The organism is Affinirhizobium capsici (assembly GCF_977018625.1).
In genome coordinates, this window is the sequence record NZ_CDRNXD010000003.1 from 23,289 (window position 1) to 48,976 (window position 25,688).

25 protein-coding genes are annotated in these 25,688 nt (G+C 57.7%); 12 read left to right on the top strand and 13 right to left on the bottom strand.

What is annotated here, in order from left to right; translation table 11 throughout:
- Positions 1-652 precede the first annotated feature (652 nt).
- Positions 653-1,213: a TetR/AcrR family transcriptional regulator gene (locus AC0JZ1_RS02775; RefSeq protein ID WP_471880932.1), complete on the bottom strand. Its 561-nt coding sequence runs from the start codon at positions 1,211-1,213 to the stop codon at positions 653-655.
- A gap of 306 nt (positions 1,214-1,519) precedes the next feature.
- Here AC0JZ1_RS02775 and AC0JZ1_RS02780 point away from each other — a divergent pair, with 306 nt between their 5' ends.
- The 7 genes from AC0JZ1_RS02780 (at position 1,520) to AC0JZ1_RS02810 (ending at position 9,739) form a co-directional block, all read left to right on the top strand.
- Entirely contained in the window at positions 1,520-3,175 is a 1,656-nt protein-coding gene (locus AC0JZ1_RS02780; protein WP_471880933.1) for a thiamine pyrophosphate-dependent enzyme, read from the top strand.
- Positions 3,176-3,332: 157 nt separating this feature from the next.
- Positions 3,333-4,364, top strand: coding sequence for an NAD(P)-dependent oxidoreductase (locus tag AC0JZ1_RS02785; RefSeq protein WP_471880934.1), 1,032 nt, complete (start codon positions 3,333-3,335; stop codon positions 4,362-4,364).
- On the top strand, positions 4,354-5,409 hold the full coding sequence (locus AC0JZ1_RS02790) for an ankyrin repeat domain-containing protein (protein WP_471880935.1): 1,056 nt from the start codon (positions 4,354-4,356) through the stop codon (positions 5,407-5,409). The genes AC0JZ1_RS02785 and AC0JZ1_RS02790 overlap by 11 nt, the downstream gene beginning before the upstream one ends.
- Positions 5,406-6,539, top strand: a complete 1,134-nt coding sequence (locus AC0JZ1_RS02795; RefSeq protein ID WP_471880936.1) for an epoxide hydrolase family protein — start codon at positions 5,406-5,408, stop codon at positions 6,537-6,539. The genes AC0JZ1_RS02790 and AC0JZ1_RS02795 overlap by 4 nt, the downstream gene beginning before the upstream one ends.
- A 44-nt stretch (positions 6,540-6,583) precedes the next feature.
- Positions 6,584-7,534 (top strand): alpha/beta fold hydrolase, encoded by a 951-nt coding sequence (locus AC0JZ1_RS02800; RefSeq protein WP_471880937.1) that lies wholly within the window; start codon positions 6,584-6,586, stop codon positions 7,532-7,534.
- A gap of 190 nt (positions 7,535-7,724) precedes the next feature.
- Positions 7,725-7,925 carry a hypothetical protein gene (locus AC0JZ1_RS02805; protein ID WP_471880938.1) on the top strand — a complete coding sequence of 67 codons (201 nt, stop codon included), beginning with the start codon at positions 7,725-7,727 and terminating at the stop codon, positions 7,923-7,925.
- A 230-nt stretch (positions 7,926-8,155) separates the two neighbouring features.
- A complete protein-coding gene (locus AC0JZ1_RS02810) occupies positions 8,156-9,739 on the top strand; it encodes an FAD-dependent oxidoreductase (protein ID WP_471880939.1) in 1,584 nt (527 codons plus the stop codon).
- Between the two features lie 86 nt (positions 9,740-9,825).
- On the opposite strand, the gene AC0JZ1_RS02815 is transcribed toward AC0JZ1_RS02810, so the two are convergent.
- The 6 genes from AC0JZ1_RS02815 to AC0JZ1_RS02840 all read right to left on the bottom strand — a co-directional run bounded on the left by AC0JZ1_RS02815 (position 9,826) and on the right by AC0JZ1_RS02840 (position 16,475).
- Complete coding sequence (locus AC0JZ1_RS02815; protein WP_471880940.1) at positions 9,826-10,848, bottom strand: zinc-dependent alcohol dehydrogenase family protein; 1,023 nt, start codon at positions 10,846-10,848, stop codon at positions 9,826-9,828.
- A gap of 87 nt (positions 10,849-10,935) precedes the next feature.
- Positions 10,936-13,362, bottom strand: a complete 2,427-nt coding sequence (locus AC0JZ1_RS02820) for a xanthine dehydrogenase family protein molybdopterin-binding subunit (protein ID WP_471880941.1) — start codon at positions 13,360-13,362, stop codon at positions 10,936-10,938.
- 41 nt (positions 13,363-13,403) lie between these two features.
- Positions 13,404-14,399 carry an FAD binding domain-containing protein gene (locus tag AC0JZ1_RS02825; RefSeq protein ID WP_471880942.1) on the bottom strand — a complete coding sequence of 332 codons (996 nt, stop codon included), beginning with the start codon at positions 14,397-14,399 and terminating at the stop codon, positions 13,404-13,406.
- Position 14,400: 1 nt separating this feature from the next.
- Positions 14,401-14,913 (bottom strand): (2Fe-2S)-binding protein, encoded by a 513-nt coding sequence (locus tag AC0JZ1_RS02830; RefSeq protein WP_471880943.1) that lies wholly within the window; start codon positions 14,911-14,913, stop codon positions 14,401-14,403.
- A 136-nt stretch (positions 14,914-15,049) separates the two neighbouring features.
- Complete coding sequence (locus AC0JZ1_RS02835; protein WP_471880944.1) at positions 15,050-15,940, bottom strand: helix-turn-helix transcriptional regulator; 891 nt, start codon at positions 15,938-15,940, stop codon at positions 15,050-15,052.
- A gap of 130 nt (positions 15,941-16,070) precedes the next feature.
- On the bottom strand, positions 16,071-16,475 hold the full coding sequence (locus AC0JZ1_RS02840) for a RidA family protein (RefSeq protein WP_471880945.1): 405 nt from the start codon (positions 16,473-16,475) through the stop codon (positions 16,071-16,073).
- A gap of 136 nt (positions 16,476-16,611) precedes the next feature.
- Between AC0JZ1_RS02840 and AC0JZ1_RS02845 the strand changes: the two genes are divergently transcribed.
- Entirely contained in the window at positions 16,612-17,223 is a 612-nt protein-coding gene (locus tag AC0JZ1_RS02845) for a TetR/AcrR family transcriptional regulator (RefSeq protein WP_471880946.1), read from the top strand.
- Here the strand turns inward: AC0JZ1_RS02845 and AC0JZ1_RS02850 are convergent.
- Both AC0JZ1_RS02850 and AC0JZ1_RS02855 read right to left on the bottom strand, forming a co-directional pair.
- On the bottom strand, positions 17,203-17,844 hold the full coding sequence (locus AC0JZ1_RS02850) for a LysE family translocator (protein ID WP_471880947.1): 642 nt from the start codon (positions 17,842-17,844) through the stop codon (positions 17,203-17,205). The genes AC0JZ1_RS02845 and AC0JZ1_RS02850 overlap by 21 nt on opposite strands.
- 63 nt (positions 17,845-17,907) lie before the next feature.
- On the bottom strand, positions 17,908-18,279 hold the full coding sequence (locus AC0JZ1_RS02855) for a winged helix-turn-helix transcriptional regulator (RefSeq protein ID WP_471880948.1): 372 nt from the start codon (positions 18,277-18,279) through the stop codon (positions 17,908-17,910).
- 104 nt (positions 18,280-18,383) lie between these two features.
- Between AC0JZ1_RS02855 and AC0JZ1_RS02860 the strand changes: the two genes are divergently transcribed.
- The gene (locus AC0JZ1_RS02860; protein WP_471880949.1) at positions 18,384-19,196 is read left to right on the top strand and encodes an SDR family NAD(P)-dependent oxidoreductase; all 813 of its coding nucleotides are present in this window, start codon (positions 18,384-18,386) and stop codon (positions 19,194-19,196) included.
- A gap of 78 nt (positions 19,197-19,274) precedes the next feature.
- Here the strand turns inward: AC0JZ1_RS02860 and AC0JZ1_RS02865 are convergent, their stop codons facing one another.
- Both AC0JZ1_RS02865 and AC0JZ1_RS02870 read right to left on the bottom strand, forming a co-directional pair.
- Positions 19,275-20,045 (bottom strand): alpha/beta fold hydrolase, encoded by a 771-nt coding sequence (locus tag AC0JZ1_RS02865; protein WP_471880950.1) that lies wholly within the window; start codon positions 20,043-20,045, stop codon positions 19,275-19,277.
- Positions 20,046-20,200: 155 nt separating this feature from the next.
- On the bottom strand, positions 20,201-20,971 hold the full coding sequence (locus AC0JZ1_RS02870) for a DJ-1/PfpI family protein (RefSeq protein ID WP_471880951.1): 771 nt from the start codon (positions 20,969-20,971) through the stop codon (positions 20,201-20,203).
- Between the two features lie 114 nt (positions 20,972-21,085).
- Here AC0JZ1_RS02870 and AC0JZ1_RS02875 point away from each other — a divergent pair, with 114 nt between their 5' ends.
- Positions 21,086-22,039, top strand: coding sequence for a GlxA family transcriptional regulator (locus AC0JZ1_RS02875; RefSeq protein ID WP_471880952.1), 954 nt, complete (start codon positions 21,086-21,088; stop codon positions 22,037-22,039).
- Between the two features lie 363 nt (positions 22,040-22,402).
- Here AC0JZ1_RS02875 and AC0JZ1_RS02880 read toward each other — a convergent pair whose 3' ends face one another.
- On the bottom strand, positions 22,403-23,338 hold the full coding sequence (locus AC0JZ1_RS02880) for an AraC family transcriptional regulator (protein ID WP_471880953.1): 936 nt from the start codon (positions 23,336-23,338) through the stop codon (positions 22,403-22,405).
- Between the two features lie 127 nt (positions 23,339-23,465).
- Between AC0JZ1_RS02880 and AC0JZ1_RS02885 the strand changes: the two genes are divergently transcribed.
- Both AC0JZ1_RS02885 and AC0JZ1_RS02890 read left to right on the top strand, forming a co-directional pair.
- Positions 23,466-23,810, top strand: coding sequence for a DUF1330 domain-containing protein (locus tag AC0JZ1_RS02885; RefSeq protein ID WP_471880954.1), 345 nt, complete (start codon positions 23,466-23,468; stop codon positions 23,808-23,810).
- Positions 23,811-24,030: 220 nt separating this feature from the next.
- Positions 24,031-24,627 (top strand): hypothetical protein, encoded by a 597-nt coding sequence (locus AC0JZ1_RS02890; protein ID WP_471880955.1) that lies wholly within the window; start codon positions 24,031-24,033, stop codon positions 24,625-24,627.
- A gap of 28 nt (positions 24,628-24,655) precedes the next feature.
- On the opposite strand, the gene AC0JZ1_RS02895 is transcribed toward AC0JZ1_RS02890, so the two are convergent.
- Positions 24,656-25,576 (bottom strand): helix-turn-helix domain-containing protein, encoded by a 921-nt coding sequence (locus AC0JZ1_RS02895; protein WP_471880956.1) that lies wholly within the window; start codon positions 25,574-25,576, stop codon positions 24,656-24,658.
- Positions 25,577-25,688: the final 112 nt, after the last annotated feature.

A 25,688-nucleotide genomic window follows, 5' to 3' on the forward strand; every position in this document is an offset into this window, starting at 1 on the left:
ATATCAGTGAGCACGAGTTTTGTATGCGCCTTCCTGCCGGCCCGCTCTTTAGTTTCCGGCACGTCTGTCGCTCCGACATGGAGCAGTCTCGGTGAAGGATCGAGCTCCGCGTTTGCGATGTCCCCAAGTTCAGGCACCACGCCCGTTGCGCCTTGGATGGACGAAGCAGGTGATGCCCGCCGGGCATTATGGATAGATCGAGCTGCTCAAATCTAGCGAAATCGATGGGCCGGCTGACGATCATCGGTAGGCGGCGTGCCGCATCCTCATTTGACAGCCCGCTAATCGCCATCACAAGGTATGACAGCACCACGAATTCCTGACCGTCGCGAGGGCGTGCGAGGAAAATTCCGAGCCGTGCAGCGCGTGAACGCATGTTTTTTCTTCAGAACCCCATCATCATATATTTTCTAAAACCGGTCGCTGCGGCGCCACGTCCCCCAAACCGCCTGGTTTCAGAATAGCGTGGTACACCGCACCGCATGATCCAGGGCGGGCAACGCTACTGCTCGCGCTTTGACCGAGGTGGCCTAAATCGCAACCTTTTCTGAAATGAGAATGAAAGCGTCGGCTCCTGCGATGCGCCAGCGGAAGCGTAGGCACAGCGACCGTCTTGACCTGGGGATTCGGCCCGACCTTATTGTGAGCTAGGCTATGCCCCGATCCAACATAAAATCAACGTGAGGAAGTCCTGGATGGCCTCATCCTTCCGGACCCGGTTGCGAACGAGAGCGTCCGATAAGGCTTCCCCGGCGCCGATAATACCCAGGCAGCGCCGACGAACTGCCTCAGGAGGCAATTTCGAGTAAGGTGCAAGCGCTGCCGCAAAGAATTCGACATGCCCATCGATCATCTCCCGCTGGACTGCGTCCATCTGAGCATCGCCCCTCAACGCTCCGCCGATGGCGTGCCACTCAGGCCCGATGGTTTCGTGGCATAACATGTATGCTTCCGCCAGAACCTCAGCGACATCGCGAAGACTGGCCGGCGTATCTTCTAGCGCTTGGGCCAGCGCCCGGACCTGCTGATCCATGATTTCCTTATATAGCGCGATCATCAGTCCGGCTCGCGTGCCGAAGTGATTATAGGCAACGGGCTTGGTCACCCCTGCCCGGTCAGCCAGGGTTGCTAGCGTGAGAGCGTCGGTGCCATCCTCTCGTACAATCAGATGTGCGATCTCTAGCAACTGAGTGCGGCGATCGCTCTTTGGCATTTTCTTCGGCAATTTCTACAACCTCGTGTGACGCTCGGCGGGAAAGGTGTGACGAACCATTCCACCAAAATTACATAGCCACAATCAATCGCCGCTCGTCCAAAAATGCTCAGACTCTCTTGAATTAGTTCAATTGCGTCGGTGTTGCTGCAGCCGCAATGATCAACAAGCGCGCAGTGAGACAGAGAGGCGTCGGATGAATGTGCAAGAATCTACAAGACCTCCACCTACAGCGTCATCATTGTGTGGCGCAAATTGGCAGGTTTTGGGGTGCCAGACTGATGACCCACAATGTTTGGAATTGCTATGAAATTTGGATCAGATCTGCTGCTGGAGGTTTTGGAAAGGGAAGGCGTCCGATACATCTTCGGCAATCCTGGCACGACAGAGATGCCGATCATGCACTCCCTGCGCCGGCACCCTGATCTGCGCTATGTTCTCGGACTGCAAGAAGCTGCCGTCGTTGCTATGGCAGATGGATTTGCAAAGGCAAGCGGGGAGACCGCTTTCGTCAATCTTCACACCGTGGGCGGCCTTGGACACGCAATGGGCGCGCTAAAACACTCTGCGATCGCAAAGACTCCCATGCTGGTGACAGCGGGTCAGCAGGACACTCGTCATGGCTTCATGGATCCGCTTCTTTACGGCGATGTGCTGAAGATGGCAGAACCTGCAGTGAAATGGTCGCGCGAGGTTCAACACCCTGACCAGATCCCCGCCCTGATCAGGCGCGGACTGCAAGATAGCCGTACCCCGCCGCGGGGCCCGATATTCCTTTCCCTCCCCATCGACATATTGACGGCTGAGACGCGAGTAGATGCGGGCCTCGGATCGGCCATTAACAGGGGGTCATCCGCGGGAGGCCTAGAAGAACTCGCTCGAGCATTAGCGGTCGTCGAGGTTGGAAGATTAGCGATCGTGTCTGGAGATGAAGTTGCAGTCAGCGATGCTGCTTCCCAGGTCGTCGAGATCGCTGAGATGCTTGGTTGCCGCGTGCTCGGCCCATCGTGGCCGGGCAGTATGTCTTTCCCCACAGATCATCCTCTATGGTCCGGAAACCTCCCCTCCAGCGCGGACGGGATGCGAGCGGCTCTTGGGGAATATGATGCCGTCTTCGTGGTGGGCGAGGATCCGTTCCTCTCGTACCTCTATACGCCCGGCGGTGCGGTTCCGCACGGGTGCAAGCTGTTTCAGCTCTCCGAGGACGCTACACAGATCGGTCGTACCTATGCGGCGGCCTTGGGATGCGTCGGATATCTTAAGCCATCGCTGGCAGCGCTTAGTGCTCTGCTGATCGAAGCAGCGGCGCCGCTCCGTGAAGCGGCTCGATCGTTGTATCAGCTCGCCGCTGCTGCCCGCGTGAATGCCCTGCGAGACCTCGACAGCCGACTGATGTCAGAGAGCCGTCAGACGTCGATTACACCATTTGTTGCGGCAGGTTCGACTTTGAAAGCCGTTGGTCCCGCTATCGCGGTCGTCGACGAAGCGCCGGCCACCATGCACCATGTACGGAGCTTCATGACCCGCTTCGCTGTGCGGAAATATTTCTTCATGCGGAGCGCGATCCTGGGCTGGGGGCTACCTGCAGCAGTCGGTGTTTCCCTGGGGCTGGGGTCACAGCCAGTGGTCGCTCTTCTCGGGGATGGGTCCGCGCTCTACACGCCGCAGGGCCTTTGGACCGCTGCCAAGCTGAAACTCCCTGTCACTTTCGTGATCATGAACAACAGCGAGTATAATATTCTCAAGCGCTATTCCGTCGCTCAAGGCTACGAGCACGAAGGAAACTCAACCATCCCCGGCATGGAGCTCGTCGATCCGACGATTGATTTTAATGCGCTCGCCACGGCCTTCGGCCTCTCGGCTTGCAAAGTCACACGCGTTGAAGAGATTGAAGAAGCCGTTAGAGCAGGGATTCATTCCGGCTCACCCAACCTCGTGGAACTTGTCATCACGCGTGAATAGGCGATCGGCCCACAAGGAGGCCTCTAGACCGTCGCACTTCGTCCAACTGTTTTGAGGAGGTGACGCGCGAGTGCCTTGGCAACACCGGCACTGGAACTTACTACTAGTAACTTCGTTCTCACCGTACAAACTGAACTGCCATGAGGAGGTTGCGGATATGTCACCACCCCCCATTCTTCTGGTCGGAGGAACAGGAAAGGTCGGCCGTTGGACAGCAAGGCTGCTGCGGGAGGAACACCCCCAGATCCGGTTTCTGATCAGTGGACGAAACCTTGAAAAGGCGGAAGAGTTCGCGCGAGAACTTGGATCGGCCGAAGCAGTCGCAATAGATTTGACCGCGAGCGACCTTGGTCTCGGAGACCGACAGTTAAGTGCCGTTGCTGTGTTCTTCACGGAAGACCGGCTGGCGACTGTCCGGTTTGCCCAGTCGCGGTCCGTGCCCCACATCAGCATCTCGCGAGCTCTGTTTGAGATAGGGCCTGAGATTGCGTACTTTACTCAGCGCCCAAGCACCTCACCGGTCGTCCTTGGGACGGAATGGCTCGTTGGTGCGACGACGATGCCGATCCTGAATTTTGCTAAGGCCTTCGGGAAAATCGAGCGGATATCAATCGGTGCGCTGCTGGACGAAGAAGATTCGACCGGGCCTGCCGGTTTTGCCGACTTCGACCGGCAGAACGCTGTGATGCCGTCTGCGCTCATCCGCCAAAGCGGGAGGTTTCACTGGCTGACCGGAGATGAACTCAAAACAAGTTTCAAGGCCGCCGACGGGACTGAGACAGAAGCCACTGCGTTTTCGGTCAACGACGTCATCGGCCTTGTTGCCGCACTGGACGTGCCCGCCCTTGAATTCAAGCTTGCGATTGGAACGACATCATCGCGCCGCAGGGGAGAAGCTTTCTCGACGGAGATCATCATTGAGATGGAAGGGCAGGACCATTCGGGTGCGCCGCTGTTTGTCCATCGCGCCATGGTCCATCCGCTCGGGCAGATGCCGCTCACCGGCCTGGGTGTTGCTCTGGTGCTGCAGCGCCTGCTCGGACTCGACGGCCAAGCCTCGGCACTGCCGGGCCTTTACCTGCCCTATCAGTTGCTTGAGCCAGAGGCCTATCTGGACCGGTTTAACCAGGTTGGGGGCCTGATCCTGGATCTTGGGGAGCGTAACCGTGGAGGACGCCATGACGCTTGATCTCGCAGTCCGGACCGGCGATCTTGAGAAGGTGGTCAACCTCCTTCGCCGTGGCGCGAATGTCAACGAACGCGGACCGGAAGGCTTTACGCCTTTGATGGTCGCCTCGGGGCATGGGCATTTCCATATCGCAGAGATTCTGCTCACCGCGGGTGCCGACATACACGCGCTGGAGCCCCGCATGGGTGCAAGCGCGCTTCACAAGGCAGTCCAGTCGGGCAACCCCGATCTAGTTGACTTACTCTTACGCCACGGCGCCTTCATAGACCAGCAAACTGCATGTCTAGGAAATAGCCCCCTTATCGACGCAGTCCTCTACAAACATGTCGAGGTCGTTGAAAGGCTGCTTTCTCGGGGAGCACGGACCGGGTCTGTCAATTACTGGAGCCAGTCGGCGCTCGACATCGCCCGTAACGATGGGCTCGATGAAATTGTTCGGCTCCTCGAAGCTTATGATCGCCAAACGGCAGAGCACATCGCATCTCTGACGCTGATCAAGGCCGTTAGCACAGGAAACAGGGACGCGGTCGCCGCTCAAATTGCCGCAAAAGCGGATATTGACCAAACAATGCCGGTTTCGGGCAGTGCGGATGACAATTATACGCCGCTTGGCATCGCTGCGCGTGAAGGCCATGCCGAGATTGTTCGCCTGCTGCTTAGTGCCGGTGCTCGCCCAGAGCGGGTAATCGGTCTGATGGGCGGGATGGCGCTTCATGATGCAACCTACTTTGGTCATGCCGACATCGTACGGCTGCTGGCAAGCCCAACCAAGGACCGAGCCTGCGCACCGGAGATCAACGTGCAGGGCGCCTATAACGGGTTTAGTGCTTTGCATGACGCCGTTTGGCACGGCTACACAGAGGTTGCCCGTGCGCTTATCGCGGCTGGTGCGCGTACAGATCTTAAATCCCATTCGGGAATGACGCCCCGCGATCTGGCGGTGCTCTACGGCTATCCTGAAATCGTCGCGCTCATCGACCAGCCGTCGTTGGAGAGCAAGCACCATAGCATCGATATTGGTCTTACTGAAAAGGAGGCATCATGAGCGAGGGTATCCAATCACAGCCTTACAATTTTCCGGAGGCCGCCCTCACCGATCTTCGTGAGAGGCTTTCCAGAACCCGGTGGCCGGATAAGGAAACCGTCTCTGACTGGTCGCAGGGCGTGCCGCTCGCGCGAATGCAGGCGCTGGTTGATTACTGGGCCAGCGACTACGACTGGCGACGCTGCGAAGCCCGTCTGAATGGCTTCAACCCCTCCGTTACGCGCATTGACGATCTTGATATCCATTTCCTCCACGTTCAGTCGCCCGAGCCCGACGCATTACCATTGGTGTTGACGCACGGCTGGCCAGGTTCTGTGATAGAATTTTTGGATACGGCTCGACTCCTCTCGAACCCGCGCGCACTCGGAGGTGACCCAAGGGAGGCGTTCCATGTCGTGTTGCCGTCGCTTCCAAATTTTGGCTTATCCCAAAAGCTCATCCAGCCTGATTGGTCTCCCGAACGGGTAGCGACAATCTGGGTCGAATTGATGCACCGGCTTGGTTACGACAGTTTCGTTGCTCAGGGTGGTGACTGGGGATATGCGATCACGAACGCTCTGGGCGGCATTGGTTTGCCGGCGGTACGCGCGGTTCACTTCAACATGTTTCCGATCGTCGAGGAAATGGAAGCGCGGGACGCGAAGGAGCGCAAGGCGCTTGACCGCCTTGATGCTTTCACGAGCAACGAAAACGGCTACATGACCGAACAGATCCAGAGCCCGCAGACGATCGGTTATGCCCTTACCGATTCTCCCGTGGGTCAAGCCGCCTGGATTTACGAACTGGTCCAGAAATACGTCGATGGAGATGCGGAAGAATTGATCGGCCGCGATGCGCTGCTGGATAATATCACACTGTACTGGCTGACCGGAACCGCAGCGTCGTCTGCGCGCATCTACTGGAACAGCATGAGAAGTTTCAAGGAGCATCAGATCAAGGTACCGGTCGGCTATAGCCAGTTCCCGCTTGATATCCATGAGACCAGTCGCCGCTGGGTCGCGGAACGTTATCCGACCCTGTCATATTATAACGAGCTTGACGAAGGTGGCCACTTTCCTGCGTGGGAGCGACCCGAGTTGTTCGCAGACGAGCTTCGCGCCAGCTTCAGGACGATACGCGAGCGGTCGTGATCCAGACGCCACGGGCTCGAGCAACTTTGAAAGAGGACATCTGAATGAAACCGGTACACCATCATGTTGATGCGAGAGGGATCAAGTTGCACGTCGTGGAGCAAGGAAATGGCCCTCTGATCCTCTTTTGCCACGGTTTCCCGGCGACCTGGCTCTGCTGGCGTTCGGCCATGCAGGCAGCTGCTGATGATGGCTACCGCGCTGTTGCTTTTGATATGCGAGGTTACGGGGAAAGCGACATGCCTGATGACCACCTCCTCTACACCCCGTTTGAAACTGTAGGTGACGTCATCGGTATCCTAGACCACTTCGAAGCAGATCAAGCGGTTTTAGTTGGGCATGATTTCGGGGCAACCGTCGCCTGGAATGCTGCCATGATGCGACCGGACAGAATAAGCGCCGTTTTCTGTGTGAGCGTCCCCTATCTGCAACCGGGAGGCCCAAGCTTTCTCGACCGGCTTCGGGGCCAGGGAAAATCCGACTTCTACATGTTCGGCCAAATGAAGCCCGAGGCGAATATCGCCTGGGCTGACGCCAGTGCCAGCATCCCGTCGAATTACTACTGGAGTTCAGGGGAGCCCCCTGAAAGCGAACGATGGGATCCCTTCAATCCTGACAAAGGATTGCTGAGGCCGGATCCAAAGCAGCCGACCACCATCGATCCGGAATACATCGCGGACCAGATTTCGATCTTCAACCAAACGGGCTTCCACGGAGCGCTAAACTACTACCGGGCGCTCGACCCCTTCTGGACGCGAGCAAGCCGGCTTTATGCTGGCGCGAGGATCCGGCAACCGAGCTTTTTCCTGACCGGGGAGCGAGATGGATTGAATATGCTAACGCGGCCCGATGCGAACACCCTGACAAAAGGGCTTCCCGGATTGCTGGGCTTTGAGCAGCTGAAAAATGTCGGTCACTGGCCGCAACTCGAGGCGCCGGCTCGTTTCAACGATATGCTCGTGAAATTCCTGAACGACCTCCGACCAATGCGTTAAGGGTGCTCGAATAGCGGCAGAAGGCAGCGAAGCAGCCCCTCAACGGCGACGGCATCGACGTGTCATGGCACGGGGAACGCTAAAAATTTCTATCTTTTTCTCCCTCGAAAAACTTTCGCTCTGGAACTTCAAGGCTCTGACTACAGGCGCTCTCTTCCGCGGCGTTAGAAACCTTAAGGCGGCATCGGAAATGAACAGCAATCCTCAGGATGCAATTGATCTGTACGAGCGTATGGGAGAGCGCACCACACAACCTTTCGCGCTGCGGTTACTGGATCAGTTGTCCCCGGTGGAGGGTCACTCGATCGTCGATGTCGGTGCTGGCACTGGCGGCCTCGCCTTGGCCACCGCACAACGCCGCGACCACATTGGTTGCGGCAATGTGCCATGATCAACATTGAGTGCCATTGCGGGGCATTTCCTTGAGAGCTATAATGCGAGTGTCGAAAAAGGCAGATTTGGTGTGGTCTAGCCCAAATCCTTTCGGAAACGGAAGCTCTGTCCTTGCGTAAAGCATGAGTCCCACGACGAGCATTGGACGCTGTATGGCGTCCCATTGTTCGTCCGTGTGGTTCTCAAAATGATGAACCGCTCCGGTCGAACGACCATCAGGAGCAGTTTATGGATAGTCTTCATTCAACTTATGACGTGGTGATTGCCGGTGCAGGCCCTGTCGGGCTGTTTCTCGCATGCGAGCTTCGGCTGGCAGGAGCGTCGGTCCTTGTACTGGAAAGAGCGGAAGACCCGAACTCGCCATTAAAGCAACTCCCGTTCGGCATGCGCGGTCTTTCCTCTTCAACCATTGAGGCCTTCTATCGACGCGGGATGCTCGACGAGATCAGCGCGCCGCTCTGTGCCGAAATGCCATCGCGTGATGGCGGAGCTTCTACTGCTGCACACTGGATGCATCAGGCACGTCGCCCGGGCGGGCATTTTGCGGGCATCCAGTTCTTCCATGACAAGATCGATACGGGGCGGTGGGAGTATCGCTTGCCAACTCCAGCTGCCACCAACATGGCAAGCACAATGTGGCATATCGAATCCGTGCTGGCCGCTCGCGCAGTCGCAATGGGCGTTGAGATAAGGCGCGGCGTCTGTATCCAGGATTTTGAGCAGTCGAGCACGGAAGTGACTGTTCGCGCCGGTGGTGAAATCTTTAGAGCGCTTTGGCTTGTCGGTTGCGATGGTGGGCGCAGTACCGTGCGCAAGGTCGCAGGCTTTGAATTCGTCGGGACCGATCCCGAATTCACCGGCTATTCCGTCCAGGTTGAGATGGAAGATCCGGACCGGCTTCCGACGGGCCGCCATTACACTCCCACCGGCATGTTTACCTACCAAAAGCCTGGTACTGTAGCTATGGTCGATTTCGACGGAGGCGCGTGCCATCGCAAGCAGCCTCTTACACGTGATCATGTGCAAAAGGTGCTACGTTATATCTCAGGCACCGATGTCACCTTGACGACGCTCAGGCTCGCGACAACATGGACGGACCGCGCATTCCAGTCGACCACGTATCGCAAGGGAAGAGTGCTGCTTGCCGGTGACGCGGCACACATCCATTCGCCTTTGGGCGGTCAGGGGCTTAACCTCGGGCTTGGAGACGCAATGAATCTGGGTTGGAAACTGGCCGCGGAAATTCGCGGCGACGCGCCGCGCGGTCTACTGGATAGCTACACCATCGAGAGGCATCCGGTTGGAGCCCAGGTTCTGGATTGGTCGCGGGCTCAGGTGGCGATCATGCGCCCCAGCCGAAGCTCACGCGCTCTCGAGGCCATCTTCCGTGATCTCATCGACCTGCCTGATGGCGCAACCTATTTTGCCGAACGCGTATGGGGGATCTCCCTTCGCTACGATCTGGGGGGAACCCATCCGCTGGTCGGCCGCATTACACCGGATTTCAAGCTTGCTGACGGATCGAGGCTTGGCGAACATCTCAAAAAGGGCCAAGGATTGTTGCTGAGTTTTGCAGCGGGATCGCCTCTGCAGGAACTCTCGCGGCAGTTCTCCCCGCGGATCACCTATATAGCGAGCGAACTCGAAAACCCATTGGGCTTGGAGGCGATACTCATAAGACCTGACGGCGTTGTCGCCTGGGTCGGCAAGGCGCCTATAGACCAGCAGGAGTTTCTCGAGGCTGCGTCGCAATGGTTTGGCAGATCTGAAAGCCGAGCCAATGACCGGTTGGGATCAACAGCAGATGCCTGATAGGTGCCGGTCCCTTCGGTTTATCGCAGAGTTCGGGGCCGTGAACGCCTAGCCCATCATACCGTTGCGGACTGCGCGCCTCGATCTCAGATCTCAATGACGATCTTGCCGAAATGACTACCAGCCTTCTGATAGGCGAACGCGTCAGCCAAAGATGCAAGCGGAAACCTCCGTTCGATGATCGGGCGGAGGTTCACCTTCTCGACGAATTCTACAAGAGCCATCTGATCAGCCCGGCTTCCTGCAAGGCAACCCTGCAGAAGGATTTGTTTCGCCAGGATCGGGATGACAGGGACGGTCGCGCTTTTCCCGCCAAGGATGCCGACCATGGCGATGTGTCCGCCGATGCGTACAGCTTCAATTGAATTTGCAAGCGTCTCGCCACCCCCGACGTCAACAACGTGGTCCACCCCTCGATTATCCGACCATTCGAAGGCTTGTTTTCCCCAGTTGGGGTTGGCCCGGTAATTGATCGTGTGGGCCGCCCCAAGCGCCCTCATCCGCTCGAGCTTGTCATCCGAAGAAGACGTCGCGATAACTTTTGCACCGGCAGCTCTGGCAATCTGAAGTGCGAAAATGGAAACGCCACCGCTACCTTGAACCAGAACACGATCGCCGGCCTTCAGCCGGCCATTAACCATCAAGGCGCGCCATACGGTGACGGCGGCAGAAGTCAACGTGGCCGCCTCTGCCGGAGTGAAGCCTTTGGGCGCGTGTGTAAAGGCAGTCGCTGGAGCCGTCACGTATTCGCGCGCATAACCATCGACCCCATCACCGGGTGTCTGGGAAAAGTCGCTGACTTGTGGCGGCCCATCCTGCCACTGAGGGAATATGCATGAGACAACAATATCTCCCGGCGAGAATTCTTGGACACCCGGACCGACTGCCGTCACGATGCCGCTGGCATCACCTAGCAGTATCCGGGCATCCGCGGTTTCAGCCAACTCGGCCGATTTGATCGCCGCTGCCACTTCAAGATCATGGTAGTTGAGAGAGTTTGCATGGATGCGAATTGTGATCTCACCATTTCCAGGTGCGGATGGCGGAGCGAGCTCGACCATTTGGATCCGGTCGAGACCGCCGGGCGCGCTAAGGGACATGGCTTTCATGGTGCGGCACCTCCAAAATGTTGTGGTTGTGAGCGAGTTTTAGGCAGCAACATCGCGGGATCGCTCCCGGGGTATGCGCTCTCCCCGCTAGCTCGGTTCGAAAAGATGGTCGAGCCTGATCGGCAGTTGGCGAACCCGCCTGCCCGTGGCGTGGTAGACAGCATTGGCAATTGCCGCCGCAACGCCCACGACACCGAGCTCGCCGACGCCCTTTATTCCCAAAGGGTTCACAACCTCGTCCTTTTCGTCCAGCATCTCCACAGTCACATCTTTTACGTCGGCGCAAACGGGGAGAAGATATTCGGCGAGGTTGCCATTCACGTACCGGCCGCTGCGGGGATCGACCAACGTTTCTTCATGAAGACCCGAGGCAAGACCCCAGATCATCCCGCCCATCAACTGGCTATGCGCAGTCCGCCGGTTCATGATACGCCCAGCGGCGAACGCTCCGACCATTCTAGGAGCACGGATCACTTTCGTCATGCGGTGGATCTGGACTTCTACGAACTGAGCGCCGAAAGCATACATGGCATGGGTGTCGGTGACCGGACCGACCGCACCCTCCGTGCCGGCCTGGACGGAACGGCGTGTTTCTGGCGGCATTCCAGGTGGTGCCCAATCAAGCTGCTCCTCGATCGTGTTCCCGTGCACGCGGGAAAGCACGTCGGCGATCGTTGTCTCAATTCTGCCATCGCTGATCGTGCCAGCCTTTACGTCGAGATCATTCGGATTACGGCCGGTAAACGGACCTTGCGCGTCAGAGACCGAAGCTTCGAGCAGGCGCTGTCGAATTTTATTTGCAGTCATCAACGTCGCCGGCGACACGCTAGCCGTTCCCCGAGACCCTGCGGCCATCGACCCGAAGGGCAGATTACTGTCACCGATAATTGCCTGCACGTGTTCGATTGCAAGGCCGACGCCAGCAGCGGCAACCTGCGAGACAATCGTGGCAAGTCCCGTGCCGATGTCCTGACCGGCCAGGCGGACTTCCAGATGTGGCTTGCCGTCGGTGAGACGAAGTTTCATGCGCACGCTAGCCGGGCCAACGTAGGTTGGATAAAGCGCCGAAGCACATCCCCAGCCCACCAGCCAGTCACCATTACGCATTGACCCGGGTTGATGGTCGCGGGCTGCCCAGCCGAACAGTTCTGCCCCCCGACGATAGCATTCTGTAAGTGATCGGCTTGAAAACGGCACACGTTTGGTTGGATGAACGGTGGGTTCGTTAAGGATACGCAACTCGATCGGATCAATATCAAGCGCGACCGCCAGCTCGTCCATGGCGCTTTCCAGCGCAAAGAAACTTGGCATTTCCACTGGCGCCCGCATCGGTCCCGGTGCGTTAGCGTCCGTCGGTACCGAATGATCCCGGCCGCGTACATGGGGAGCGTCGTACATGGCGACGGTTGCTTCTGCCCCTGGAATACCAGCAGGATCCGAGCGCGACGTCTGAGCCCAATAGTCATGAGCAACAGCGAGCAACTTGCCGTTTCTCTGCGCGGCCAGTTTGACCCTGCTCACAGAGCCTGGCCGGTAACTGCCAATCGTGAACATCTGTTCCCGGGTGACGTGAAGCTTGACTGTTCGCTTGATACGGCGTGCTGCCATTGCAGCCGCGACGGTATGAGGCATCGCCAGAGCCTTGCCTCCAAACGCGCCACCAACAACACGGGAGACGACCTGAACGGCATTTTGTTCAAGGCCCAACTGCTGCGCCAGGTGCGCGCGCAGGCCGTAAAGCCACTGGGATGGCTCATAGACAGTGAGGGTCCTCTCATCCGGGCTCCAGCGCACCGCGCAGGAGTAGAGCTCGATGGAGTTATGATGTTCGATAGCCGTCTCGTATTCCGCATCGACCACGATGTCGGCCTTGTCGAAGGCCTCATCGACATTGCCGAAAGTCTGATGATGTGCTTCTTCGACCGGAACGGCTATCGGACTCGGAGGATCCATGGCCAGTTTGATAGTGGACTTAGGTCCATGATTTGCGAGATCGTACTCGACGTTAATCAGGCATGCTGCATAGCGGGCGGTCTCCAAGTCATCCGCGACGAGAATGGCAATCGGCTGCCCGGAATAACGGATCTCACTGGTTGTAAAGGGTTGGAAGACCGTGTGCGACTGTCCTTCGGGATAGACCGCGTCGATCGGCGGCAACATGTCCATGTTGGTATGATCGAGGATGAGCCGCACGCCGGGCACCGACTGGGCCGCTTCCTTTTTGATCGAATGAATGGTGCCCTTCGCCACGGCGGACGTTATGAGCACCGCATAGCTCACATCGGCGCCGAAGACTTCGTCAGCCGCATACCGGGCCGAGCCCGTGACTTTAGCTGGTCCATCCACTCTCGCTGGAGAGCCAAATTCCAGGCCTGGGGATCCTTTCGCCTCATCGCTTGCGACCTCGGCCGCTGTCCCTGGATCGGCCGTGGCTGCGCGTGCTGCAACAGGCACGAATGCTGCAGCAGTCGAAACTCCAAGAAAGCCTCTGCGGGTTATTCTGCCGTTGCTCATTTCGATATCCTCGGGTTAGGACGATTGAGGCCGTTTCGAACCTAACGATTGGAGTTCTTCAACGAGAAGAGCGCATCCGCGAGCACGCCTTCCATGAGAGCCAACTTGAATTCGTTATGTGCCCGTGGTGTGGCTCCAGCCATGGAGAGCCGGCCGGCCTCGGTCACGGTTTCGTCGTCTATCCTACGGCCGCGCAAAAAACTCTCGACGTTTCTGGCGCGCCAGGGGACCGTCGCGACGCCGCCCAGACCGACCCGTGCTTCGACGATCGTGCCGTCACTGGTGGTCTCTATTCCTGCCGCTACAGAAACGACGGCAAACTGGTAGGACTCCCGGTCGCGAATTTTCAGATAGGTTGAATGGCGTGAAGCGGCATTGGCTTTGACGATAACAGCGGTTATGAGTTCTCCCCTCGACAGATTATGCTCGATCTGGGGTGTGCCCTCCGGCTTCCGGTAAAGTTGCTCGAATGGAACGATCCGGCGACCGGCAGGTCCCAAGGTCTCGACCACGGTTTCACAGGCCGAAAGCGCGACGCAGAGATCTGATGGGTTCAAGGCAATACAATGGTCGGACACGCCCAGCAGGGCATGTTCGCGATTGATGCCGCCGATCGCATCACAACCCTCGCCCGGATTCCGTTTATTACAGCGCGTCGCGATGTCCCGGAAATAGGGGCAGCGTGTCCGCTGAAGCAAATTTCCGCCAATCGTCGCCATATTGCGAAGCTGAGCCGAGGCGCCTTTGTTGAGGGCTTGTGCAATGACCGGCCAGGAGTCTCTCACCAAGGGGTGATCGGCCACCTCGCTCATCTTGGCCAGTGCGCCAACACGCAAGTTGCCGTCGGCGTCTCGTCCAACCCCTTCAAGGCCGGGAAGTCCAGTGATGTCCAATAGTGACGAAGGGCGCTCGATCGTCAGCTTCATCAGGTCGATCAGGTTCGTTCCACCGGCAATATACCGCGCGCCTTCGTCTTGCTGAGCATTGAGGATTGCGGCTTCCGCGTGCGCCGGGGTCTGTAGCGTGAATGGATGCATGTCAACCAGCCATGGTTCTGGCGCCGTCGCGGATGGCCGCGAGGATTTTCGGGTAAGCGGCGCAACGACAGAGGTTGCCGCTCATGAATTCGCGTATTTCATCGTCGGAGCCGAGCCGTCCTTCACGGACAAGCGCCACCGCCGAGACAATCTGTCCGGGCGTGCAATAGCCACACTGGAATGCGTCGTTTTCGACGAACGCTGCTTGCATGGGATGCAGGGTCCCGTCGGACGAAGCGAGACCTTCTATTGTGGTCACTTCCTGCCCTTGGCAGCGCGACGCAAGCGTCAGGCATGAGAGCACACGCCGTCCATCGATCAGGACAGTACAGGCTCCGCATTGGCCGTGATTGCAGCCGACCTTAGTGCCGGTGAGGCCAAGCCGCTCTCGCAGCGCGTCCACCAGCGTCACCCATGGCGCGAGCTGGAGACTGTAGCTCTTTCCGTTGACTTTAAGTGCCACCGGCGCCGTCCCGCGTTTCAGAGCGATGCCAGCTCGTTTCTCTTCAGCCATCTGCTCCGAACCTCCGGAAGACGTGGGAGAACTGGACCCGCATGAGAGGCGGCTCCGCGTTCAGCGAAGCTAGACGGCGCTTGTGCAAGCGATCAATGACGGGACTTGCTACTCTTTGCAGATCTTGCGTTTTTGTTCATCGGCCCCCAAGCCGGAACGCATGTGGCGGCACTCCGTACACGCTGCGAAACGCTCGCGAGAAGGAACTTGAGTCATGGTAACCGACTGCCTCGCCCACTTCAGCGATACTTAGTTCGGCGTCGGCAAGAAGCTGCGCGGCCCGCTGCATCTTGCGCTGCTGGATATAGCGCGCCACGCCCATGCCCATTTCGCGACTGAACTGCCGCGAGAAGTGATAAACGCTTAAGCCCGTCAGCGCCGCAAGCGACGAAAGGGAAATGTTTACAGAAAGATTTGCATCCACAAACTCGGCCGTCCGTCTCAGCGCCGAGCGCGACAGTGCCCTCGCCCGGACCGGCTGTGGCGAAAACCCTGCGGTCGAGGCAAGGTGCATTGCCATTGTTGCCATGACAGCTTCCATGAAGGCGCGCGGCGGATCAACATCAGACGATAACCCGTGCAGCTTCATCCCGAGTTGCCAAAGAAATTCGTCCTTCATTCCAATCACGGGCCGGAACGAAAAAGAGTTCACGTCCCGCTGGAAGAGGTCGGCAGCATGTTCACGGATGAAGCGCGGCTCAAGGCTGACAAGGGTCAATTCAGCGGCCTCGTTCCAACTTGAGGCGTGGGATGAGCCTGCGGGCCGAATGTGTATTGAGCCCGGTGTGATACGATCAACCCTGGCGATCCCCCCGTCGTGGACCGACCGCAACTTGGTCACCCCTTGCCGGTGGAAGGTGACGTGATGATCCACCCTGACGATCTCGCCAGTCTCGCCTGCTCCGATTGACACTCTTTGGATCGCGCCTACACCTGTTAGCGGAACAAGCGGTGGGCCCTTGCACGCCACGATCTGCGTGAGCGAAGTCTGCTCTTTTAAATCCCTGCCCTGAACAAGAAACGGCATGAACGTACCTCCGAGCGAGATGCTAATCAGGACCTTCGACTGACTTTGACCCGGTTCGACGAGGCTCCGTCTCCACGGAGCCCGCCAAGAGTCTTCGGGTTTGCGAGGCGCCACCCCACAAACACTCGCTTCAGGATGATGCGCCGGTCGGAATACGTGCCACCACCTTGATCTCAAAAGAGAACCCGGCGAGCCAGTTGACGCCGACAGCAGTCCAGTTCGGATAAGGTGAGTTCGTGAAGAATTCCTGGCGCACCGCCATGACCGCCTCAAACTGATTTTCAGGATCAGTGTGAAAGGTTGTCACATCGATAAGGTCATCCAGCGTGCAGCCCGCTGCGGAGAGCGTCGCTTCGAGATTGCGAAACGCCAGCCTCACCTGCTTTTCAAAATCCGGCTCTGGCGACCCGTCGTCGCGGCTCCCCACTTGTCCGGAAACGAACAGCAAGTCTCCTGACCGGATGGCGGCCGAGTAGCGGTGAACATCATAGAGCGAATGCCTGTTTTCTGGAAATACTGCCTGGTGCTTGGTCATCTTCACTTCCTTAAATTTCGAGGCACCAGGATATTCCTTCCAAGAGCCTGCCGGGTTGATATACGAAGCGTATGTAATTATATACGAGGCGTATGTCAATACCGAGATACGCCTCGTATATGAAAGGACGGCCTTGATGGCAAAACGCAGCGAAACGATGCAGGCAAACCGCACCCGCTTGGTCTCGACCGCGCGCAAGCATTTTGCCCGAGATGGCTACTCAGCCGCGTCGATGGATGACATAACGGCTGATGCTGGTCTCACCAGAGGGGCGCTCTATTCCAATTTTGGCGATAAGCGTGGCCTGCTCGCAGCGGTCGTAGACCAGATCGACACTGAAATGGCGGTACGTGCGAGAGAGAGGGCAGCTGACATTGAGGATGGCTGGCAACGACTGCTCACCGAGGCTTCGGCATATATCGAGATGGCGCTGGAGCCTGAGGTGCAACGCATCGTCCTTCTTGACGGGCCGGCCGTGTTGGGCGATCCCTCGCAATGGCCCAGCCAAGACAGCTGTCTGCAAGTGACGAGACTTACCATCGAACAACTGCTGAAGCAGCGCAGGCTTAAGGCTCTGGATCCGGAAGCGGCTGCGCGATTGCTAAGCGGCGCGGCACTCAATGCGGCACTCTGGGTCGCAGCGAGCAGCGAGCCGGAACAGACCCTTCCCAAGGCGGTCGAAACTTTTCGTGAACTCGCCACCGGACTTCTTTGCAGCATGACGCCATCAGATCCGGCTCGTGAGTAATTTCACGCCGGCCAATCCGTAAAAAGCCGCCATCGTGATTTCGATCCAACGGCGGGCAGACAGGTAGGCGTTCAGGGCGTGACGCGTCGAAAAGATCAAGGCGTAGCCACTGAAGATCACCAGGCTCGAAGAACAACAAATGCCCACGATCAACGCAACCGCCGGGCCAGGCGCGTTCGGGGGAAGCCCGAGTGAGAGGATCGCAAGCCATGCGAACACGGCTTTTGGATTGGTAACGTGGATCGCGTAACCGCGTAGCCAGAGTTGCGTGCCGCTGTGTTGAACGCCGCCTTCGGTTATCGTCAGGTCGCCGGAGCTTTTACGCGCCGCTTTAAGGCCCTTCCATGCGAGGAAGAGAAGATAGAGCCCGCCAATGACCTTCACGACTTCGAGTGCGAATGCGTAGGTACGAAGAAGCGTCGCTAACCCCAATGCTGCGGCACACGCCCACGTCAACGACCCGCAAAAGACGCCGAGCGCCATCATGAGACCCGCACGCCGTCCTTGAGAAATTGCGGCACCCATGATCGCGAAATTCGCGGGCCCAGGAGTTATCAGCGCGATCAGGTAGGCGATATAGGCTGGCCAGATATAGTCCAGGTAAGTCGAAAGATCTGACATGATGGTCCCTCGGGTTTAAGCAGGGCGCCTGATTGTTTTCGTCGATGGCCAATGACGCCAAGGTCATCGCGTATTGATGTTATCGAACTTCGATTGCGCCGCCGTAAGCCTGGCCTGATTGTCAACGGCCCAATCGTAGAGCGCTAGGAACGGATCCTGTAACGTGCGGCCAAAGGGCGTGATCGAGTATTCGACCGCGATCGGCGAGGTCGTCGTGACATGGCGTTCGACCAATCCATTCCGTTCGAGCCGGCGAAGCGCCTCGGTCAATGACTTCTGCGAGATATCACCCAGCCGTCGCTTCAGCGCATTGAAACGTTTTGGCTCCTCGCACAGAAATGTGAGGATGAGGATCGACCACTTATTGGCGATCTGTTCGAGTATTGGCCGGACACCGGGAATGGTTTCCAGTACTTGCTGCTCTGTATAAGACACTAGGTTTCCTCGACTGCACCTGGGTTACTCAAGGTGCGTAATTGACACCTGGTTTCAAAATCATACCTTGCGGCGATCTTTTCATCAACCGTCAAGGAACTCCTATGAACACGCCCTCTCATGCACAGCCTGGCACTGCCATCGTCACCGGCGCCTCCTCCGGTATTGGCAAGGTCTACGCCGAGCGGCTCGCATCCCGGGGACATGACATCGTTCTCGTTGCTCGCCGCCAGGATCGTCTTCTCAAAATCGCCGCCGACCTTCGAACGCGCTTCGGGGTCAAGGTCGACATATTGACTGCAGATCTCTCAGCTCCTTCCGGCTTGGAACGCGTCAATGCCCGCATCGAGGACGATGCAACCGTCACGTTCCTCGTCAACAATGCGGGCTTCTCAATCTTGAAGCCACTGACTGAAACGCCAGGCCGCGTCATCGATGAGATGATCGCGGTCAACGTAACAGCCTTGACAGTCCTCTCGAAGGCCGCGCTCGTAAACTTCAAGAAGCGAGGCAGAGGCACCCTCATCAATATTGGCTCCGGAGCCGGTATTGCCGCTTACCCCGGGATTCCCGTCTACGGCGCGACCAAGGCCTATGTAGCACTGTTCACCAGGAGCCTGCAGAGTGAGGTGGACAGCTCATCTGTTCGCGTCCAATTAGTGTTGCCAGGTGCTGTCGTGTCCGAAGGCTGGGACGTCGCTGGTGGCGCGGACCTTGATCCTTTGCCTCAATCAATCGTGATGACCACAGAAGATTGCGTTGACGCGGCACTTGCGGGGCTTGATCTGGGAGAAACCGTGACCGCACCATCGCTTCAGGACGAAACCGTGCTCAAGAACCACGAAGCACTGTCGACTGAGCTCATGAGCGCAATGTTCGACCAAAAGGCGGCGCCGCGGTATCGGATGCCCAATTAAGACGTCTCATCGCGCAGCCGCGTTATCGGACCGACAGCTGGCTAGTCATGCCAGCTGTCGGTCCGGAACAAAGGCGGCCTATTTCGCGGCCTCTTCGATGAGCTTTGCGACGGGCTCAGGATGTGACGTCATCACGACATGAGATGCACCCTTGATGACGACCGTGTCTTTCGATTTGGCGCGTTCCGCCATGAACTTCTGCGCGGCTGCAGGGATATTCTTGTCACCGTCTCCATAAACGAACCAGGACGGTATCGTCTTCCATGCCGGTTCAGGTGACTTTTCACCGAGCGCAGCTTCGGCGATCGGGCGCTGGGTTGCAGCCATGATTGCCGCCTCATTGGCAGGAACGTCGTGGGCAAATTGCTTATGAAACGCTTTCTGTTCGATGTAGAGGTCCGATCCACCGCCGGGAAGCGGAACAGGTTTGGCGAGTGCAGAAGCCAATGTGCCGCCCGGGAATTTTCCTGAAAGGTCAGCGGCGGACTCGCCCGCCTCTGGAGCGAACGCGGCAACGTAAACCAGAGCCTTAACGCTCTTCTGGCCGCTGGCCGCAGCGGAAATGACCGATCCGCCATAGGAATGGCCAACGAGAACGACCGGGGTTTCAATGCTTTTCACAATGTCGGCGACATAGTCCGCATCGGATTTCACGCCGCGCAATGGGTTGGCGACGGCCACAACGTGATAACCATCCTTCAGAAGGATTTTGGTGACACCCGACCAGCTTGATGCGTCAGCGAAGGCGCCGTGAACGAGAACCACGGTCGGTTTTGCGTTTTCGGCGGCACTGGCGGATCCGGCAAAAAGGGAGCCTGCGAGTGCAGCAGCGATTGCGATTTTGGACATGATTGTCTTCCTTTCCATTATGTTGCGTTAAAGGATTGGGCTATCGACCGAAGCGCTATGCGCGACGGCTTACAAACAAGCCCGCGGACGGGCATGTCTTGTAGATTCTTGCATGAGGAGACGTTATTACTGCAGCTTGGCGTCTCGGCGACTGTTCATTCGAGCAAGCGCGCCGCGGCCTGCTCGACCCGCCGCTCGCGCAGGGCACGCCGCCCCTTGGAGTCTTCCAGAACCAGGTCGACAATTTCCCTGGGCGAGGAACGCGGTGTTCCGCCGGGGAACGGAGGTGCTGGATCGTATTCAATCGCCAACTGGATCTTTCGGGCAACGATCTCTCCGGCGACATCGGCTACGACCCGGAGCGCCATGTCGATCCCCGATGTCACGCCCCCGGATGTGTAGAGATTGCCATCAACCGTGAGCCGGTCATCGGAGACGATCGCGCCAAAGCTGGCAAGGAGATCTCGCGCCTGCCAGTGACCGCCGGAGCGCCGGCCTTTCAACAAACCGGCCGCGCCGAGCAATAGTGAACCGGTGCATACACCAAAGACGTAGCGCGCCCCCGCTGCCTCACGCCTGACGTATTCGATCCAGGCCGGGTCAAGCATCGCAACGTCAATCCCCGTGCCGCCAGGGATGACAAGAATGTCGGACTTCTTGCTCTCGGATCGCGTCGCGTCGGGAACAAGCCGTAAGCCGCGATCGGTCATGACTGGCTGCATGGATTCCGCCACCAGCTCCACACTCCAGCCCGGCACGCGAGCCAGGACTTCGAACGGGCCAGTGGCGTCAAGTTGAACCATGTCAGGCACGCAGACGATGTTACAGTGAACCGCGCTACTTCTATTCTTCGAGCTTGCTTCTTCGGCTGCCATCGCTTTCACTCCGCTGATCTTCAAGGTCGTCAAAGCCGCAGCGCCTGTCATGGCGCCTCTTCTGGTAAGCAACATCTCTATCGTCTCCAGCTTGTTGATCGACTTGTCTTGTGGGTAATATCCTTCGATGCGGGGCAACGGTCTATGACAATGAACGATCAAAAAATGCCAGCGAGACTCGTTCTGATACTCGCGTTTCCGGGCGTTCAGATACTTGATATTGCGGGGCCGGCGCAGGCTCTCACAACCGCCAACGAAGAAGGTGCCGCGCCTGCTTACGACGTGCGGATCGTCTCACCGACGTCTCAACTCGTGCAGACTGCATCAGGCTTTCCGATCGCAGCGGAAGAGGTCCCTGTTGGGTTGAAATCGGACATGGTGGTCATACCCGGAGGTCCGGGAGTTTACCCCGGACGTCAAAGCCCGGGCCTAATCGACTTCGTCAGCGATTTGAGCTCCAACGCCGTCCGCGTTTGCTCGGTTTGTACGGGGGCGTTTCTTTTGGCTCAAACGGGATTGCTTGACGGCCGCAAGGCGGTCACGCATTGGCGTTCGTGCGAACGCCTTGCCGCGGATTATCCCGACGTCAGTGTCGATCCCGACCCCTTGTTCTTGCGCGACGGCCAATTCTGGACGACCGCGGGGGTGACGGCCGGGATCGATCTCATGCTGAACCTCATCGAGAATGATCACGGGGCAGCGCTGGCATCCCGTGTCGCGCGCCGTCTTGTCGTCTATATGAGGCGCGCGGGCGGACAGAAGCAATACAGTGAGCCGCTTACCCTACAGCAGGGTAGTGCCAGCCCTTACGACGCTCTGCTCCAGAAGATTGCCACAGAACCCGCTTTTCCGTGGACTGTCGAAGCCATGGCCGAATATTGCGGGCAGTCGCTAAGAACGTTTCACCGACGATACGAACAATCGACTGGCGTATCTCCCGCCAAGGCAATCGAGAGAATACGATGTGACCTTGCTCGCGCACTGCTGCATACGAGCGAGCACCCGATAAAGGAAATAGCCCGCCGCGTTGGATTCGGAAGCGAGCTTCGTTTGCGCCGCGCTATGCTGCGATATTACGGGGTTGGTCCCAATGAAATGCGGCATAGCTTCCCGGCCTGACGAGGGTGAGACACCCATAGCAGGCGGCCAATACTCGTGTTTAGAAGGTCAAGAACATGTCCCATCAATGCAGTAAATGCAGCTCAGATATGGAAGAGGGGTTCTTGCTTGAAATGGGCGACGTCGGCATCTTGTCGCCGGAGACTTGGGTTGCTGGAAAGCCCGATAAGAGCCTCATCTCCGGACTGAAGCTCAAGGGAAAAAGACTCTATGACGTCGTCACTTATCGTTGCATTGTCTGCGGTTATCTCGACTCTTATGCATTGCCGAAGAAATAGACGACAAACCGTTCTAAACGTCGTCGTCGATCAACAGGGTGAGTTAAACACTTGACCTGTATCTTCGAGTTAAGGTTTCTTAGCCTCAAGCTACTCGATCTGCCAGCCCTGATGTACTGCCTTTCGCAAAGCGTGTCGGGGAGCATCCGACGGATCTTCTGAACGCTGTGCTGAAGGCACTTGCGGATTGGAAGCCCACGGCCAGCCCGATCTCTTCCACGGTGCGGCTCCCCGCCCGAAGCGCGTCTTTGGCCAGCGCCATTCTCCATTGCAGCAGGTACTCGATCGGCCCGACACCCACTACGGTGCGGAACCTCGTGGCGAAGGTGGAGCGAGATACGGAGCAGAGGCCCGCGAGAGTGTCTACGGTCCAGGTCCGAGCCACATCCATGTGCATGGCTCGAATGGCGCGGCCCGCGAGTGGGTCGCGCAGGCCAGCAAGCAGTCCACCGGCAGCGCCGGACAAGAGGGGACCAGTGCGCAATATCTCGACCAGGACTAGCTTGATCAATTGTAGGAGGATGAACTCGCTTGCTGGGCCAGGGTCCTGAGCCTCACTGTCTATTAAAGCAAGAAGGGAGTGTACGCGGTCTAGGGAAGGCTCGCCTGCTTCCACGTGAACAAGCGACGGCAGCATGCTCGTCAACAGGTCCTCGTTGGCGCTCTCGAATATAAACTTTCCCATATGCAGCCTGATCGGACGGTCGGACCCCGATCCAAGAGTCAGCCTTCTTTGCTTTTTTTGAGCGACAAGAACTTCGCTTTTGATAGAAGCGGCGGAAAGATCTGACGCGAGGGTGAACGGAGACGAGGTACGGATCAGCGCAAAATCACCAGACCGCATAAGGCTCGGTTTTTGCTTCGGACGTAAAAGCAGACACTCGCCGTGTTCGACCCAGAAGAAGAGGAAATCGTCTCTTTTGGGAAAGGAAATTCCCCACCGGCCGCAGGCGTCCAGTCCGCGACCAAGCAGCATGGCTCGTGGCCGTAGCAGTCCGACGATATCGAGAAAAGGATCCATGTTTCATACGATACGTAAAGTTTCTCGGCGTTTCAATTATCGACCATGTAATCTCGATCGGTTATCCTGAGTTCTCAGTCAAAGGCTTCAACCATTAAGGAACAGGTGAACAATGATTACGATCCCGATGGCAAACCTCGAAAAATTCGCTGACGAGGATAATGGTCAGCCGCTGGTCATGTTGAACCTCGCGCGTTTTAAAGTCGATGGCGGCAGGGAACGCTATTTCGAATACCTGGGCATTGCAGGCCCAATCGCCGCGCGTTTTGGGGCAGAAATTGTGTTCGCGGGAGAAACCCTATCAGCACTCGCGGCGGAACAAGGACAGGCTTGGGATGTTGTTGCCCTCGTGCGGTATCCAAACCGGCACGCCTTCCTTAAAATGCTCACGGATCCCGATTACGCAAGTGCCGACCAACTGCGAATATCCGCTCTTCAAGATGCGGTTTTACAGCCGGTCCCGGTCCGTTGAACGTGCAGTGTCGGCCATGAGAGCAACGCTTACGACAACAATTGGGCATGAATGATGGACGGGCATTGATCACTTGCCGGCGGCGGTGCATGCTTTGTCCGGCGGCAAAGGGTGGCAGCAGAAGTATGGGACTGCCATACGGAGGAGCGCCAATCGCTCCCCCCGTTCCAGCGCAGTGGTGAAGGGGTCGTGTGTTTTGCGAGATCTTGCGGGACCATTTGTGCAGATCAAGCGCCACAGGGCGGCACTCGCGGTTCTGGTCGCAAGCTTTGGCGGTCTCTTTCTGGCAGGGATTGCCTTGACGCTTTTCGTGCCGGAGCTTCGGCCCGGTAGCCTCGCGGTGCTTCGGCCAGAAGACGAGGCTGGGGGTCTGGGGTCATTCGTGACGTCGGCATATTCAAGCGGTAACGTGGTCTATGCGATGTCGGTCACCCTCGGCGTAAATCTTTTGTGGGCCTCGCTGATCCAGACGACGCTGCCGACTTTCATTATCCCCTATTTCGGGATTTTCGCGACAGGCCTCCGCTTCTTTTTCTGGGGTGTTCTCTTCACGCCGGTCGGAAATGCAGATTTGTCGATCTTCATTCACTACGTCACCCTGTGTCTCGAAGGCGCGGGCTACACCCTCGCAGCGCTTGCAGCCTGGATCTACAGCCAAATGTTTTTGAAGCACGACAGCTATGGCTTCAACAGCAAGCGGGAAGGTTTCAAGGCGGGCAGTTTTGCGACGTTAAAACTCTACGGTTTGATCACTGCGGTTTTGATTGTTGCAGCAGCATATGAAGCGGTGTCAGTTATTTATCTCATTGCTCGCTAGGGTGAAGCGACGCGGCGTCAATGGCGCGTCAAGGGGCCTCTGTTTTCTGCTGTGACAGCCAAACCTGTTTGCGTTCGTCGACGGGAGCGTGACCGAAATAGCGGCTGAACTCGCGGCTGAACTGTGCAGGACTGTTGTATCCAACGAGGTTTGCGATCTCCCCCATCTTTAGCTTGTCCTCCATGATTAGCTGCCGGGCCATTTGAAGGCGGACTGCCTTAACGTATTGTAACGGGCTCAGGCCGGTGAACTGTTTGAAGTGCGTATAATATGATGAAGCGCTCACTCCGGCCTTTCCGGCGAGTGCCGGGATTGAAACGGCCGCGCACGCACATCGGTGCAACTGCTCGACGCTTGTCATGATCCAGCCTTGATCATTGCTTGGACGCAGCGCCTTCAAGATACCGGCGTTCGAAGGTGCAGTTAGTGTTCGATAGCACAGCTCTGCTAGAATGCCGTTGCCGAGTACTGCCGCGTCGACTGGATCGCTTAACGCCCTCAAGTGCCGTACCAGCACGTCCTCGGTTTCTTGGTTCATTTCACTCGATACGAGACCTCTTGGTGGGGAGGTTTGTGAGCCCTTTTGATCTGGATCGACGATTGAGGGCAATACGCGGTCCAGAGTGACCGCTTCGAAGTCAACATGGACCACTAGGCGTGTTTTGACGGGACCCGATCGCCCTGTTGTTCGAACAGGGATCGGGACAGACGCAACGAAGACATCGTTGTGGCCACTCAGCATGAGTTCGCTGTTCGACGTCGCATCGCATGGTGCTTGCAGCAGGAATGCAATGCCCGGCTTCAAGAATAAGAAAACGTCAGTGGTAAGCGGCGCCATCTTCACGATGCGAACTTGTGGTAGTCTCGTCGCGTTAAAACCAGCGGAGGGCGCAAGGCTCTCGGCAAGATCGCTTATTTCTCGGCGACAAAATGGGCCCGGTGCGTTCAATGGCTAACCTTCGTCTTGAATGAGCAATTGGCGCGAAGTTGCCTTGAGCGCGCGGCAGCACTGAGGAGAAAGCAAACAGGTTGTTGCGACTGGACGGGCCTAGAACGCTGTC

Bases quoted from the DNA above. Each gene is read 5' to 3' on its own strand.
- AC0JZ1_RS02775 (WP_471880932.1), bottom strand. From the start codon at position 1,213: ATGCCAAAGAGCGATCGCCGCACTCAGTTGCTAGAGATCGCACATCTG.
- AC0JZ1_RS02780 (WP_471880933.1), top strand. From the start codon at position 1,520: ATGAAATTTGGATCAGATCTGCTGCTGGAGGTTTTGGAAAGGGAAGGC.
- AC0JZ1_RS02785 (WP_471880934.1), top strand. From the start codon at position 3,333: ATGTCACCACCCCCCATTCTTCTGGTCGGAGGAACAGGAAAGGTCGGC.
- AC0JZ1_RS02790 (WP_471880935.1), top strand. From the start codon at position 4,354: ATGACGCTTGATCTCGCAGTCCGGACCGGCGATCTTGAGAAGGTGGTC.
- AC0JZ1_RS02795 (WP_471880936.1), top strand. From the start codon at position 5,406: ATGAGCGAGGGTATCCAATCACAGCCTTACAATTTTCCGGAGGCCGCC.
- AC0JZ1_RS02800 (WP_471880937.1), top strand. From the start codon at position 6,584: ATGAAACCGGTACACCATCATGTTGATGCGAGAGGGATCAAGTTGCAC.
- AC0JZ1_RS02805 (WP_471880938.1), top strand. From the start codon at position 7,725: ATGAACAGCAATCCTCAGGATGCAATTGATCTGTACGAGCGTATGGGA.
- AC0JZ1_RS02810 (WP_471880939.1), top strand. From the start codon at position 8,156: ATGGATAGTCTTCATTCAACTTATGACGTGGTGATTGCCGGTGCAGGC.
- AC0JZ1_RS02815 (WP_471880940.1), bottom strand. From the start codon at position 10,848: ATGAAAGCCATGTCCCTTAGCGCGCCCGGCGGTCTCGACCGGATCCAA.
- AC0JZ1_RS02820 (WP_471880941.1), bottom strand. From the start codon at position 13,362: ATGAGCAACGGCAGAATAACCCGCAGAGGCTTTCTTGGAGTTTCGACT.
- AC0JZ1_RS02825 (WP_471880942.1), bottom strand. From the start codon at position 14,399: ATGCATCCATTCACGCTACAGACCCCGGCGCACGCGGAAGCCGCAATC.
- AC0JZ1_RS02830 (WP_471880943.1), bottom strand. From the start codon at position 14,913: ATGGCTGAAGAGAAACGAGCTGGCATCGCTCTGAAACGCGGGACGGCG.
- AC0JZ1_RS02835 (WP_471880944.1), bottom strand. From the start codon at position 15,940: ATGCCGTTTCTTGTTCAGGGCAGGGATTTAAAAGAGCAGACTTCGCTC.
- AC0JZ1_RS02840 (WP_471880945.1), bottom strand. From the start codon at position 16,475: ATGACCAAGCACCAGGCAGTATTTCCAGAAAACAGGCATTCGCTCTAT.
- AC0JZ1_RS02845 (WP_471880946.1), top strand. From the start codon at position 16,612: ATGGCAAAACGCAGCGAAACGATGCAGGCAAACCGCACCCGCTTGGTC.
- AC0JZ1_RS02850 (WP_471880947.1), bottom strand. From the start codon at position 17,844: ATGTCAGATCTTTCGACTTACCTGGACTATATCTGGCCAGCCTATATC.
- AC0JZ1_RS02860 (WP_471880949.1), top strand. From the start codon at position 18,384: ATGAACACGCCCTCTCATGCACAGCCTGGCACTGCCATCGTCACCGGC.
- AC0JZ1_RS02865 (WP_471880950.1), bottom strand. From the start codon at position 20,045: ATGTCCAAAATCGCAATCGCTGCTGCACTCGCAGGCTCCCTTTTTGCC.
- AC0JZ1_RS02870 (WP_471880951.1), bottom strand. From the start codon at position 20,971: ATGACAGGCGCTGCGGCTTTGACGACCTTGAAGATCAGCGGAGTGAAA.
- AC0JZ1_RS02875 (WP_471880952.1), top strand. From the start codon at position 21,086: ATGCCAGCGAGACTCGTTCTGATACTCGCGTTTCCGGGCGTTCAGATA.
- AC0JZ1_RS02880 (WP_471880953.1), bottom strand. From the start codon at position 23,338: ATGGATCCTTTTCTCGATATCGTCGGACTGCTACGGCCACGAGCCATG.
- AC0JZ1_RS02885 (WP_471880954.1), top strand. From the start codon at position 23,466: ATGGCAAACCTCGAAAAATTCGCTGACGAGGATAATGGTCAGCCGCTG.